Consider the following 12,648-nt stretch of genomic DNA (forward strand, 5'->3'; position numbering starts at 1 on the left):
CCATCGGCTATCAATATTGCTGCTATTCAAGCGTGTATAAATTATTCAGGCTTGATTTCCAACAAAGATTCATCTGGAGTAACGGTATCGCCTTTTTTCACGTGCACGGCGACTACAATCCCAGTTTTAGGGGCTTGTATTTCGTTTTCCATCTTCATGGCTTCGATCACTAGCACAGGGTCACCTGCAGTGACTTTATCACCAGCTTTAACCTTCACTTCAACAATGCTGCCGGGCATGGCAGTCGTCACACAACCTTCATGTGATGGGCGAGGGCGACCGCTACTTGTAACCCCACCAGCTGTTTTTTTCTTGCCGCCTGATTTACTGCCTGAGACTTCAACCTCGCTCAAGGTTTCAACGATGACTTCTTCTCCTATACCATCAACTGATACATAGAATGGGCGCTGCTCTTCACCACGGTGACCGCTGCCAGTCAGCTTGATATGGAAGGTTTCACCATGCAGGGTGACATTGAATTCGTTCGGTGCGTAACGTGAAGCTGAAGTCGCAGCCGTTTCTTTGGTTAGCAAAGGTTCTGCTTTCAACGAACCCGCATTTCGTTCTTGCAGGAATGTTTTCGCCAAATCTGGGAACATTGCATAAGTCAGCACGTCTTCTTCTGACTTGGCCAAGCCTTCAACTTCGCTACTTAACTTTTCCATTTCATTGTCTAGCAAATCAGCAGGGCGGCATTCAATGACTTTTGCATCACCAACAGCAAGGTTTTTTATGTCAGCATTGACTGCGCTAGGCGCTTTGCCATACTGGCCTAGGAAATAATTTTTAACTTCATTGGTGATTGATTTGTAGCGTGCACCTGTCATCACATTCAGCACAGCTTGCGTGCCGACGATTTGTGAAGTCGGTGTGACTAGCGGAGGAAAGCCCAAATCTTCGCGCACGCGCGGGATTTCAGCCAGCACTTCATCCATACGGTCGAGTGCACCTTGTTCTTTAAGCTGGTTAGACAAATTTGAAATCATGCCGCCAGGTACCTGGTTCACTAGAACACGGGTATCAACGCCAGTGAACTCGCTTTCAAACTGCCAATATTTCTTGCGAACTTCGCGGAAATAAGCAGCGATTTCCTGCAACTTTCCAATATCTAAACCAGTATCATATTCAGTGCCTTTTAATGCTGCGACTATACTTTCGGTGGTTGGTAAGCTCGCACCTTCAGCAAATGAAGAAATGCAGCCATCAACAATCGCAACGCCATTATCTACAGCACGTAAAACTGACATGCTAGCCAAGCCAGATGTGGCGTGTGCATGTAAGTGAATTGGTAATTTAATTGCAGCACGTAAGGACTTAACTAGCTCACCAGTGATTTCAGGTGTTAGCAAGCTGGCCATGTCTTTAATAGCAATGGTATCGCAGCCAAAAGCTTCTAACTCTCTGGCCAGCGCGACGAAGTAGGGAATGTCGTGAACGGGGCTTGTTGTGTAGCTGATTGTACCTTCAGCATGCTTGCCTACTTTTTTCACGGCTTCAATCGAAACCTTGAGGTTACGCAGGTCATTCATCGCATCGAAAATACGGAATACATCCACGCCGTTATCTGCTGACTTCTGTACAAATGCACGTACGACATCATCAGAGTAGTGGCGATAACCAAGCAGGTTTTGCCCGCGCAACAACATTTGGATCTGACTGTTAGGCATGGCCTTGCGTAACTTCTTCAGACGCTCCCAAGGATCTTCTTTCAGGTAACGTACACAGGCATCAAAAGTAGCGCCGCCCCAAGCTTCAAGCGACCAAAAACCTGCGTCATCCAGTTTGCCAGCAATAGGCAACATGTCCTCTGTGCGCATGCGAGTAGCAATCAAAGATTGATGCCCGTCACGTAAAACTAGTTCTGAAACATGTACTTTAGTCATATCGTTAAATTATCACTTTAAGTTTTCAAAAACAAAATCAGGTTAAATACCTTCGTGTGCTGCAATCGCTGCTGATATCGCCGCAGCAATCAACTCACGCGGAAATTCTGTTGCGTAATTAATAAGTTCAGGATGCGATTCAACAAAACTGGTATCGAAATTGGCGGCTCTAAAATCAGGGTGTTTCAATATCTCCTGATAGTAGGGGATGGTTGTTTTCACACCGTAGACCACCATATCATTTAAAGCGCGACGCCCACGCTCCATAACGCCATCCCAACTCAAGGCCCATACTGTCAGCTTTGCGCACATGGAGTCGTAATAAGGCGGAATCACATAGCCACTGTACATGGCAGCATCCATGCGCACACCAGGGCCACCAGGTGCGTAATAGCGGGTGATTTTACCAAAGCTCGGCAAGAAATCATTCTTTGGGTCTTCGGCGTTGATGCGGAATTCCATAGCAAAGCCACGATAGCTCACATCAGACTGCTTATATTGTAGCTTCAGGCGATCCGCAATCCGGATTTGCTCTTGTACGATATCAATCCCAGTAATGCTCTCGGTAACTGTATGTTCTACCTGCAGACGTGTGTTCATCTCCATGAAATAGAAGTTGTTTTCAGAATCCAGCAAGAACTCAACCGTGCCCGCATTCTCATAACCCACGGCTTTGGCCGCTTTTACACCGAGATTGCCGATATATTCGCGTTGCGCTTTGCTTAATTGAGGCGAGGGCGCGATCTCAATGAGCTTTTGGTTACGGCGTTGTATGGAGCAATCGCGCTCAAACAAGTGGATTACGTTGCCATGACTATCGGCAAGAATTTGTACTTCTATATGGCGTGGATTAACTACGCATTTCTCGAGGAAGACTTCTGGCTTGCCAAATGCCTTGCTGGCTTCCGAAATAACGCGATCGTAATTACCAAGCAACTCTTTTTCATCATTGCAACGACGAATACCACGACCACCACCACCGTTGGTGGCCTTTAGCATGACTGGGTAGCCAATTTTCGCAGCTAGTTTACGCGCCTCTTCAAGGTCAGCAAGGTTACCTTCACTGCCTGGTACACAAGGAATGCCAGCCTTGATCATGGCATTGCGCGCCTGGATTTTGTCACCCATCTGGCGAATAACTTTGGCATCTGGCCCGATAAACTTAATGCCGCGGCGCGAGCATATTTCTGCAAGTTCAGGGTTCTCGGATAGGAAGCCATAACCAGGATGCAATGCATCACAGCCCGAAGCGACCGCCAGATTGACGATGTTATGTGCATTCAGATAGCCAACAACGGGGTCAGACCCAATGTTGTAAGCTTCATCTGCTTTTTTTACGTGCAATGCATGGCGATCTGCATCCGAATAAATGGCCACAGATTTAATGCCCATCTCTGAGCAAGCACGGACAATACGCACGGCGATTTCACCGCGATTAGCAACTAGAATTTTTTTGATCACACTACAGACCTGATTCTTTGACACGGCAATGAGCAAATTATATCATGCGCGCCTTGCCATCGCATCACCCAATAACGGCTGGCTGCGACTGTCGTTATTTTAAGCATCACTTAATTGTGTCTCCACTATAATGAGAGGCAATCCAATTTATATTGCTTGGCATGGGATCCAAATTTAAGTATCGCAACCACTAAATCACCTAGGCAAAACTGACCATGATCATTGATAACATTGAATTTGCGAGGAAATCTCTTGAATTTCATGATACAATCTCGGTTTTACAATTCAACCGCCTTGAAGATGTTCTTGCATCCAATAAAGGTGAGCTTGATTGTCGTTTGCTAGGTAAAGTGGCAATCGGGAATAGGCTGGAGCTTGAGTTATCAGTACGAGGCGTTTTGCAGCTGACTTGTCAGCGATGCCTAGAACCATTTGATTTTAATCTTGATATTACGTCCAGATTTATAGTGGTTAATGATGAAAGCGACATCCCGTCAGAAGAAGATGATCTGGAAGAGCACGATTATCTGATTGCTGACCCAAAAATGCAGTTATTTGAGTTAATTGAAGATGAAGTTTTATTAGCTTTGCCTCTAGCGCCTAAACACGCAGGTGAGGATTGTGGTGCAGATAGCATGATCGCGGCATTGAAGAAACCAAGCCCATTTCAAGCGTTGCAAAACTTAAAGAGCAAATAAAGCTTTTAATAAGTAGTAATAGAAAGTTAATAGGAGTTAATTATGGCCGTCCAACAAAACAAGAAGTCACCTTCAAAGCGTGGCATGCACCGTTCACACGATTTTCTGACCAACCCACCGTTGGCAGTAGAGCCTACAACAGGTGAAGTGCATTTGCGTCACCATATCAGTCCAAACGGTTATTACCGCGGCCGCAAGGTTTTGCCTGCCAAGGGCGAGTAAGCTAGATAAATAACAACGTCTAATCAGTTTCTGGTTAGACGTTTTTTTATACTTATAAAATCTTGACACAAGCAATTACCGTCGCTATTGATGCTATGGGTGGCGACCACGGTCCCCACGTCACAGTGCCAGCAGCGCTATCGGCACTTAAGCAGCATAGCGAAATCCATATTATTCTTGTTGGGCTTAAAGAAGCTATTGAAGCAGAGCTATCTGCCAACCATGCCGAAATAAGTTCACGTCTGCGCATTCATCATGCAAGCCAGCAGGTTGCCATGGATGAGTCACCACAAAGCGCACTCAAGAATAAAAAAGATTCATCCATGCGAGTTGCCATCAATCTGGTCAAAACTGGCGAGGCAAATGCATGCGTGAGTGCAGGCAATACTGGCGCACTGATGGCCACAGCACGTTTTGTGCTAAAAACCCTCCCAGGTATTGATCGACCAGCCATTGCAGCTGTATTACCCAATAAAAAAGGCATGACCTATATGCTAGATTTAGGGGCAAATGCGGACTGTACTGCCGAACATTTACTGCAATTCGCCATCATGGGTTCGACCCTAGTTTCCTGCGTAGAGAACAAACCACGCCCAACTATTGGTTTGCTTAATATTGGTTCTGAAGACATTAAGGGTAATGAGGTCGTCAAGCAAGCTGGTGAGCTACTAAGAGCCAGCCATCTTAACTTTTACGGAAACGTGGAGGGTGATGATATTTTCAAAGGCACTACTGATGTGGTCGTATGTGATGGCTTTGTAGGCAATGTTGCGCTCAAAACCTCGGAAGGCTTGGCAAGCATGATGGCCATGTTCCTGACACAAGAGTTTAAACGAAATGTATTTACTAAGTTAATGGCTTTGGCTGCCATGCCAGTGCTAAAAGCTTTCAAAAAACGCCTAGACCCAAGACGTTACAATGGCGCCAGCTTTTTAGGTTTGCGCGGTATCGTAGTGAAAAGTCACGGCGGGGCTGACATTTTCTCCTTCTCACATGCCATCAATACTGCAGTTGAAGAGTCCAGCAGCGGTGTTTTGCAAAAGATCACTGAGCAGCTAGAAATCGAACACCTGAAGCCAAGCACAAACAAACTGGAAGAAAGCACTTTGGAATTATCTGCTGCAAATACCACCGAATTGAAGGCCATCGCATGACGTTTGCACGTATCGCAGGTACTGGCAGCTATTTGCCCGAGCGGATTCTGACCAATAAAGAGCTTGAAGTTATGGTGGATACTTCAGATGAATGGATAGTATCTCGTACGGGCATTAAACAACGCCATATTGCAGCTGATAATGAATATGCCAGTGATTTAGCCCTGCACGCCGCGCGCAATGCCATTCAGTCTGCAGGCCTTAAAGCTGAAGATATTGATCTGATTATTGTCGCGACCACCACACCCGATCGCATATTCCCCAGCACAGCATGCTTATTGCAAGACAAGCTTGGCATATCCAATTGCCCTGCATTCGATATTCAAGCAGTCTGCAGTGGTTTTATCTATGCACTGGCAACAGCGAATAGCTTTATTAAAACTGGCTCTGCTAAATGTGCCTTGGTGATTGGCGCTGAAACCATGTCGCGCATTACTGACTGGACTGATCGTACCAACTGCATTTTATGGGGTGATGGCGCAGGCGCCGTCATACTCAAGGCTGATGCTGAGACTGGCATCATCTCTACCCATTTACATGCCGACGGCAGTTATAGTGGCTTACTGAACGTGCCGTCTGGCATCTCTCAACGCGAGGGCAGCAAAACCATCTACATGGAAGGTAACCCAGTATTCAAGGTTGCTGTGAATACATTGGATGCAATTGTTGATGAAACTTTAGCTGCCAATAATCTTGAAAAGTCTGATATTGATTGGCTGGTGCCGCATCAAGCCAATATCAGGATATTAAGTTCTACCGCCAAAAAGCTAGGTATGTCTATGGATAAAGTTGTGGTCACTGTAGATGTGCATGGTAATACATCGGCCGCCTCAGTACCGCTGGCGTTAGATGTCGCGGTGCGTGATGGCAGAATCAAGCGCGGTGAAACTATTCTCATGGAAGCCTTTGGTGGTGGCTTTACCTGGGGTTCTGTGTTGTTGAAATATTAGGCCGATAAACGGCTATTTTTGATAAGAGACGAAATGAGTTTTGCATTCTTTTTTCCGGGACAAGGTTCCCAATCTGTAGGCATGATGCAAGGGTTCGGCGATTCACGCGTGATTCGCGATACTTTTGTTGAAGCCTCTGATTTATTAAATACAGATTTCTGGCGCATGGCGACTGAAGCGAATGACGCCATTAATCAAACAAGTAATACACAGCCTTTGATGCTGACTGCTGGCATTGCCGTATGGCGTGCGTGGCAAAAAGAGGGTGGCAATCTACCCACCGCAATGGCAGGGCATAGCCTCGGTGAATATTCCGCACTGGTAGCCTCAGGTGCCATAAGCTTTAAAGATGCATTGCCATTGGTCCGTTTTCGTGCCGATGTGATGCAGTCTGCTGTTGCTGAAGGTGTAGGCGCGATGGCGGCAATACTGGGGTTGGATGACGACACAGTACGCGCAGTCTGTACAGAAGCAGCGCAAGGGCAAGTGCTTGAAGCGGTAAACCTTAATTCACCAGGACAGGTTGTGATTGCTGGCCATAAGGCAGCGGTTGAGCGTGGCATGGCGCTGGCAAAAGAAAAAGGAGCAAAACGCGCCTTGCCTTTGCCAGTCAGCGTTCCGTCTCATTGTGCATTGATGAAGCCAGCTGCCGAGGAGTTACGTGGCTACCTGCAAGATGTTGCTATTACAGCTAGTACCATACCAGTGCTGCATAATGCAGATGTCGCCTCTTACACTGACGCAGCCAAAATTAAAGATGCATTGGTGCGCCAACTCTATAGCCCTGTAAGATGGGTTGAGGCAGTTCAGTCGATTCGTCAGCAAGGCATCACTACAAGCGCTGAATGTGGTCCAGGTAAAGTACTCGCAGGGCTTACAAAGCGTATTGTGGATGATATGACGTGTGTTGCATTAATCAGTCAAGATGCGCTGGATGAAGCACAAACCCAATTTAACTCATCATTAAATCAATAAGAGATATTACATGTTACAAAACCAAATTGCGTTAGTCACAGGGGCAAGTAGAGGCATAGGCGCAGCCATTGCGCTTGAGCTCGCAAAGCAGGGCGCAACCGTGATAGGAACGGCTACTTCTGCGCAAGGTGCTGAAAACATTACTCAAGCCCTGCAGCAAGCAGGCTATGCTGGCGTTGGTATGGCACTTGATGTGAATGATCTGGCTCAGGTAGAAGCTACATTAAAAAGTATTAGCGAACATTATGGAGATGTCACAATTCTGGTGAATAATGCGGGCATTACACGTGATACCTTGTTGATGCGCATGAAAGATGAAGACTGGGATGCCGTACTGACGACCAATTTGAAATCTGTATTCCGGATGTCACAAGCCGTTTTACGCCCAATGATGAAAGCGCGTACTGGTAGAATCATCAGCATTTCATCTGTGGTTGGCCACATGGGTAATGCTGGGCAAACTAACTACGCTGCGGCTAAAGCTGGAATGGCGGGGTTTACCAAATCGCTTGCGGCAGAGGTGGGGAGCCGTAATATCACTGTGAATTGTGTCGCGCCTGGCTTTATTGATACGGACATGACCAAGGAGTTACCAGAAGCCATTCGTGAAGACCTTATGAAGCGTATTCCGCTTGGCCGTCTAGGGAAGGTTGAAGATATTGCTGCTGCGGTTGCCTTTTTGGCATCGCCATCTGCAAGCTACATCAGTGGAGAAACCATCCACGTCAACGGGGCAATGTACATGAGTTAATGGCTAACCAAATAGCCATTAAAGCTCAAATATAAATTGTAAGGTCGTAAATAGTTGAATCTGTTTTTTGAAATCCTCAGGACTTTTGTTAGAATAGCCTGAGCTTTGTAAGCTACATAACTTGAAAGGGAAATTAGATGTCTGACATCGAACTACGCGTTAAAAAGATCGTAACCGAACAATTAGGTGCCAATGAGGCTGACGTTAAGAATGAATCTTCATTCGTTGACGACTTGGGTGCTGATTCACTGGATACAGTTGAATTGGTCATGGCATTAGAAGAAGAATTTGATTGTGAAATCCCAGATGAAGATGCTGAGAAAATCACAACAGTTCAACAAGCGATTGATTACGTCAACGCCAACCTCAAGTAATTCTTTTATCTGACTATTCTCTGGGGATTGCTTCTTCTGACTTGTCTCCAAGAATTGAATAAGAAGTCATATTCTTTCGGTCAAGTTCTCTAGAAAATCGTTATGCAAAAACGCAGAGTAGTAGTCACAGGCCTGGGCGTAGTATCACCAGTTGGTATAGGTGTTGAAGCGTCTTGGTCTGACTTGATTGCCGGTAAATCCGGTATATCAAGAATCACCAAATTCGACCCTAGTGCTTTTTCTTCGCAAATTGCAGGTGAAGTAAAAGGGTTCGATGTCTCGCAATATCTACCAGCTAAAGAAGCACGTCGTATGGATACGTTTATCCAGTACGGCATGGCTGCTGGTATTGAAGCATTCAAAGATTCAGGCATCGTAGTCACTGAAGAAAATGCAGAGCGTATTGGTGTATCGATTGGCTCTGGTATTGGTGGCTTGCAACTGATCGAAGAAACTGATGCGGTGTATCAGGAGTCTGGTCCACGTAAAATTGGTCCATTCTTTATTCCTGGCACCATCATCAATATGATTTCAGGCAATCTCTCCATCATGTATGGCTTAAAAGGTCCGAATGTTGCGATTGTGACTGCCTGTACAACAGGCACACACTCTATTGGCGATGCTGCTCGCATGATTGAATATGGCGATGCCGATGTGATGATTGCTGGCGGTGCAGAAGCCCCGATTACGCGATTAGCCGTTGGCGGATTTGCCTCAGCACGTGCGCTATCTACTCGTAACGATGACCCCGCAACCGCTAGCCGCCCATGGGATCAAGACCGTGATGGTTTTGTCATTGGCGAGGGCGCTGGTGTGATGGTGCTTGAGGAATACGAAGCTGCCAAAAAGCGTGGCGCAAAGATTTATGCAGAGTTGATTGGCTATGGCATGAGTGCTGATGCTTACCATATGACGGCACCTAATATGGATGGTCCACGCAGATCAATGCGTAATGCACTTAATAATGCGAGTGTGAATGTCGATCAGGTGCAATATGTGAACGCGCATGGCACATCAACACCGCTTGGTGATAGCAACGAAACCAATGCGATCAAAGCAGCGTTTGGTGATCATGCGAAAAAATTGGTCGTTAACTCAACCAAGTCTATGACTGGTCACTTATTGGGTGGTGCAGGTGGATTGGAGTCCGTAGTCACAGTGCTGGCTATTCATCATCAAATATCGCCACCGACCATTAATATATTCAACCAAGATCTAGAATGTGATCTTGATTTCTGCGCAAATGTGGCACGTGACATGAAAATTGACGTTGCTGTTAAGAATAATTTTGGTTTTGGTGGCACAAACGGAAGTCTGGTATTTAAAAAATTGTAATCTAGACATGATGTTAGTCATGTTTATGAAACATTTAAATTAAATGCCCAAAAGTGGCCATAAAATTCATTGTTATGCACAGTAATGTGGCGTTTTACAAAATGATGACAGCTTAATTGTTTCTAAATCATAGAGTTAATGTAAGTTATTGATTAAATTAACTTTATTAAATTGCTTAATTTATAGCCAATTTAATAAAACCCTAATAGAAATCATCACTTAGTTAAACAATTCGACTTCTTTCCACAAAATTATCCACAGCTATTGTGGAAACAGTTTTAGTTGCTGTATAGATCAATATAGTTGGTAGAATCACACAATTGACGAGCACCGCAGCCACTATGACAGCCTCACAAACCAACAAGTCCAAACACGTTTTAATCAACGGCCAGCAAGATGAATCGCTATCTCCGTTTGATCGCGGATTTTCCTATGGGGATGGCGTATTTAGAACCTTGCCTGTTATTAAAGGGCATCCTGATAGCTGGCTAGATCATTATAAAAAGCTGATGTCGGATTGCCATGTACTAGGAATTGTCTGCCCAAGTGCAGAAATCTTGCTAAGCGATATAGAAAAGCTTATCCAGGCATCATCTTCAGAGCAATCAAAGAAACAAACCCCATCTAAAGAAACCCCAAGCTTTGTTATTAAAATCATCATTACCCGGGGCGAAAGTGAGCGTGGCTATGCCATGCCAGCATTGGCGCAACCTAGTCGGGTATTGATATGCTCCGATTTCCCAACTTATCCAGAATCAAGCTTTGTAGAAGGCGTAAAGTTACATTTGTGCAATTTACGACTCTCACATCAGCCCTTGCTCGCAGGAATAAAACATTTAAACAGGCTAGAGAACGTCATTGCACGTGCTGAGTGGCAAGACAGCAATATCATTGATGGTGTTTTGTTAGACGCGAATAATATGGTGATTGAATGTACCTCGAGTAATATTTTCGCCAGATTCGGTACTCAACTACATACGCCAGATTTAAGTAATTGTGGCGTCGCAGGGCTTACGCGCCAGCGCATACTTGAGCTTGCTGGCGATCTATCGTTGCAAAGAAGCGTTAGTAATATATCGCTAAGCCATCTCATGCAGGCAGACGAAATCATTATCTGCAACAGCTTGTTTGGCGCTTGGCAGGTGAGAGAGTTTAATCATCAACACTGGCCACAACTGCCCCTAGCGAACCAATTAAGAACGTTATTAAAGTCACCGCATGCGCACCATTAACCGATTATTGTCACTGGCGTTTCTGTCATTTTTATTGCTTGTAGCATGGATGATTTATTTTGCAATCACGCCCATTTCTATAAACACCGAGACTGTTGAGCTGGATTTAAAAGCAGGCAGTAGTCTGCGTAGCATCAGCCAGCAATTGACTGAAGAGGGCTTGTTAAAAGAGCCTTGGAGCTTTGTATTAATGGTACGAGCCTTTGGACGGGCAGGTGACATTAAAGCGGGAAATTATCTGATTGAAACGGGTACCACGCCATACAACCTGTTTGTCACGTTGACTAATGGCAATATATCGCAAGACAGCATGACCTTTATAGAAGGGTGGACCTTCGCGCAAATGCGCAATGCTCTGAATAACAATGAGTCAGTCAAACATCTGATTATGTCCAGCACTGACCAGGAAATCTTAGCTGAGTTAGGTGCAAACCAGACGATTCCCGAAGGATTATTTTTCCCCGATACCTATTATTTCAGCCGAAATACCACCGATAAAAGTATATTGAAGCGCGCATACCAAGCCATGCAAAATAAACTTGATGCAACTTGGCAAAATCGCGATGCCAACCTTCCATATCGATCGCAATACGAGGCCTTGATTATGGCCTCCATTGTTGAAAAAGAAACTGGAAAAGCCTCGGAGCGGCCTCAGATTGCTGGTGTGTTTATTAATCGATTGAATATGGGGATGCGTTTGCAAACCGACCCTACAGTGATCTATGGCTTGGGGGAGCATTTTGATGGAAATTTACGCAAACAAGATTTACTCAGTGACACCCCGTATAACACATATACGCGTGCTGGCTTACCACCAAGCCCAATCGCCATGCCAGGCTTAGCATCTATCGAAGCTGCCTTACATCCAGCCAAAACAAAAGCTATTTATTTTGTGGGTAAGGGCGATGGTAGCCACGCGTTCTCTGCTACATTGGCCGAACATAATCGCGCTGTGATGCAATACCAAATCAAGCCAAATAATAAACGATGAGCAGACACGGCAAATTTATTACGCTGGAAGGCATGGATGGAGCTGGTAAGAGCACGCATATTCCTGGCATCATCCAGCTACTTAAAGCGCGTGGCATTGAAGTAGTTTCCACGCGCGAACCAGGTGGTACAAGCCTGGGCGAAAAGCTACGTGAACTGCTGTTGCAAGAAGAGATGCAGCCAGAAACCGAAGCGCTATTGATGTTTGCAGCCAGGCAAGAACATCTGGCGCAGCTGATATTGCCAGCTTTAGCTCGTGGCGCTTATGTGGTCTCAGATAGGTTCACAGATGCCAGTTTTGCCTATCAGGCTGGGGGTCGTGGACTTGCCATTGAGAAGTTGCAAACCCTGGAGCATTGGGTACAAGCTGATTTACAGCCCGATTTAACCTTGTTATTCGATGTGCCAGTTGAGGTGAGTATCGCAAGATTGGCCACAGCAAGAGCACCTGACAAGTTTGAGCGTGAGTCAGCCGATTTTTTTACACGCATCCGCAATGCCTATCTCCAGCGCGCGGCCCAATACCCTGAACGTTTTGCAGTGATTAACGCCAACCGTAATATCGAAGATGTATGGCAATCGGTACACAATGTCATCACCACTATTTAGCCATGAGTTTACCT

At 45.5% G+C, this 12,648-nt stretch carries 13 protein-coding genes; 11 read left to right on the forward strand and 2 right to left on the reverse strand.

Translation table 11 applies throughout. The features are described 5' to 3' along the window. Nucleotides 1–41: 41 nt before the first annotated feature. Nucleotides 42–1,883, reverse strand: a complete 1,842-nt coding sequence (gene oadA, locus ZMTM_RS06840) for a sodium-extruding oxaloacetate decarboxylase subunit alpha (RefSeq protein WP_221763181.1) — start codon at nt 1,881–1,883, stop codon at nt 42–44. A 42-nt stretch (nt 1,884–1,925) separates the two neighbouring features. Next, a complete protein-coding gene (locus tag ZMTM_RS06845) occupies nt 1,926–3,344 on the reverse strand; it encodes an acetyl-CoA carboxylase biotin carboxylase subunit (protein WP_221763182.1) in 1,419 nt (472 codons plus the stop codon). Nucleotides 3,345–3,559: 215 nt separating this feature from the next. Here ZMTM_RS06845 and ZMTM_RS06850 point away from each other — a divergent pair, with 215 nt between their 5' ends. The 11 genes from ZMTM_RS06850 (at nt 3,560) to tmk (ending at nt 12,634) form a co-directional block, all read left to right on the forward strand. Beyond that, nucleotides 3,560–4,042 carry a YceD family protein gene (locus ZMTM_RS06850; RefSeq protein ID WP_221763183.1) on the forward strand — a complete coding sequence of 161 codons (483 nt, stop codon included), beginning with the start codon at nt 3,560–3,562 and terminating at the stop codon, nt 4,040–4,042. A 42-nt stretch (nt 4,043–4,084) separates the two neighbouring features. Next, nucleotides 4,085–4,264 carry a 50S ribosomal protein L32 gene (rpmF, locus tag ZMTM_RS06855; protein ID WP_221763184.1) on the forward strand — a complete coding sequence of 60 codons (180 nt, stop codon included), beginning with the start codon at nt 4,085–4,087 and terminating at the stop codon, nt 4,262–4,264. Nucleotides 4,265–4,326: 62 nt separating this feature from the next. Beyond that, nucleotides 4,327–5,418 (forward strand): phosphate acyltransferase PlsX, encoded by a 1,092-nt coding sequence (gene plsX / locus ZMTM_RS06860; protein WP_225906968.1) that lies wholly within the window; start codon nt 4,327–4,329, stop codon nt 5,416–5,418. Then, nucleotides 5,415–6,368 carry a beta-ketoacyl-ACP synthase III gene (locus ZMTM_RS06865; RefSeq protein WP_221763185.1) on the forward strand — a complete coding sequence of 318 codons (954 nt, stop codon included), beginning with the start codon at nt 5,415–5,417 and terminating at the stop codon, nt 6,366–6,368. Before plsX ends, ZMTM_RS06865 begins: the two co-directional genes overlap by 4 nt. A 33-nt stretch (nt 6,369–6,401) precedes the next feature. Beyond that, the gene (gene fabD / locus ZMTM_RS06870) at nt 6,402–7,343 is read left to right on the forward strand and encodes an ACP S-malonyltransferase (RefSeq protein WP_221763186.1); all 942 of its coding nucleotides are present in this window, start codon (nt 6,402–6,404) and stop codon (nt 7,341–7,343) included. A gap of 10 nt (nt 7,344–7,353) precedes the next feature. Next, nucleotides 7,354–8,094, forward strand: a complete 741-nt coding sequence (gene fabG / locus ZMTM_RS06875; protein WP_221763187.1) for a 3-oxoacyl-ACP reductase FabG — start codon at nt 7,354–7,356, stop codon at nt 8,092–8,094. Nucleotides 8,095–8,231: 137 nt separating this feature from the next. Beyond that, nucleotides 8,232–8,468, forward strand: a complete 237-nt coding sequence (acpP, locus tag ZMTM_RS06880; RefSeq protein WP_221763188.1) for an acyl carrier protein — start codon at nt 8,232–8,234, stop codon at nt 8,466–8,468. 102 nt (nt 8,469–8,570) lie between these two features. Then, nucleotides 8,571–9,803, forward strand: a complete 1,233-nt coding sequence (gene fabF, locus ZMTM_RS06885) for a beta-ketoacyl-ACP synthase II (RefSeq protein WP_221763189.1) — start codon at nt 8,571–8,573, stop codon at nt 9,801–9,803. Nucleotides 9,804–10,144: 341 nt separating this feature from the next. Beyond that, the gene (gene pabC / locus ZMTM_RS06890; RefSeq protein WP_221763190.1) at nt 10,145–11,035 is read left to right on the forward strand and encodes an aminodeoxychorismate lyase; all 891 of its coding nucleotides are present in this window, start codon (nt 10,145–10,147) and stop codon (nt 11,033–11,035) included. After that, nucleotides 11,022–12,026, forward strand: coding sequence for an endolytic transglycosylase MltG (mltG, locus tag ZMTM_RS06895; protein ID WP_221763191.1), 1,005 nt, complete (start codon nt 11,022–11,024; stop codon nt 12,024–12,026). Before pabC ends, mltG begins: the two co-directional genes overlap by 14 nt. Then, nucleotides 12,023–12,634 (forward strand): dTMP kinase, encoded by a 612-nt coding sequence (tmk, locus tag ZMTM_RS06900; protein ID WP_221763192.1) that lies wholly within the window; start codon nt 12,023–12,025, stop codon nt 12,632–12,634. Before mltG ends, tmk begins: the two co-directional genes overlap by 4 nt. Nucleotides 12,635–12,648 lie beyond the last annotated feature (14 nt).

Origin of the sequence: Methyloradius palustris (assembly GCF_019703875.1) — a bacterium.
Taxonomy (GTDB): domain Bacteria; phylum Pseudomonadota; class Gammaproteobacteria; order Burkholderiales; family Methylophilaceae; genus Methyloradius; species Methyloradius palustris.

Coding starts and splice junctions, on each gene's coding strand:
- oadA (WP_221763181.1), bottom strand. CDS start 1,883: ATGACTAAAGTACATGTTTCAGAACTAGTTTTACGTGACGGGCATCAA.
- ZMTM_RS06850 (WP_221763183.1), top strand. CDS start 3,560: ATGATCATTGATAACATTGAATTTGCGAGGAAATCTCTTGAATTTCAT.
- rpmF (WP_221763184.1), top strand. CDS start 4,085: ATGGCCGTCCAACAAAACAAGAAGTCACCTTCAAAGCGTGGCATGCAC.
- ZMTM_RS06865 (WP_221763185.1), top strand. CDS start 5,415: ATGACGTTTGCACGTATCGCAGGTACTGGCAGCTATTTGCCCGAGCGG.
- fabD (WP_221763186.1), top strand. CDS start 6,402: ATGAGTTTTGCATTCTTTTTTCCGGGACAAGGTTCCCAATCTGTAGGC.
- fabG (WP_221763187.1), top strand. CDS start 7,354: ATGTTACAAAACCAAATTGCGTTAGTCACAGGGGCAAGTAGAGGCATA.
- acpP (WP_221763188.1), top strand. CDS start 8,232: ATGTCTGACATCGAACTACGCGTTAAAAAGATCGTAACCGAACAATTA.
- fabF (WP_221763189.1), top strand. CDS start 8,571: ATGCAAAAACGCAGAGTAGTAGTCACAGGCCTGGGCGTAGTATCACCA.
- pabC (WP_221763190.1), top strand. CDS start 10,145: ATGACAGCCTCACAAACCAACAAGTCCAAACACGTTTTAATCAACGGC.
- mltG (WP_221763191.1), top strand. CDS start 11,022: ATGCGCACCATTAACCGATTATTGTCACTGGCGTTTCTGTCATTTTTA.
- tmk (WP_221763192.1), top strand. CDS start 12,023: ATGAGCAGACACGGCAAATTTATTACGCTGGAAGGCATGGATGGAGCT.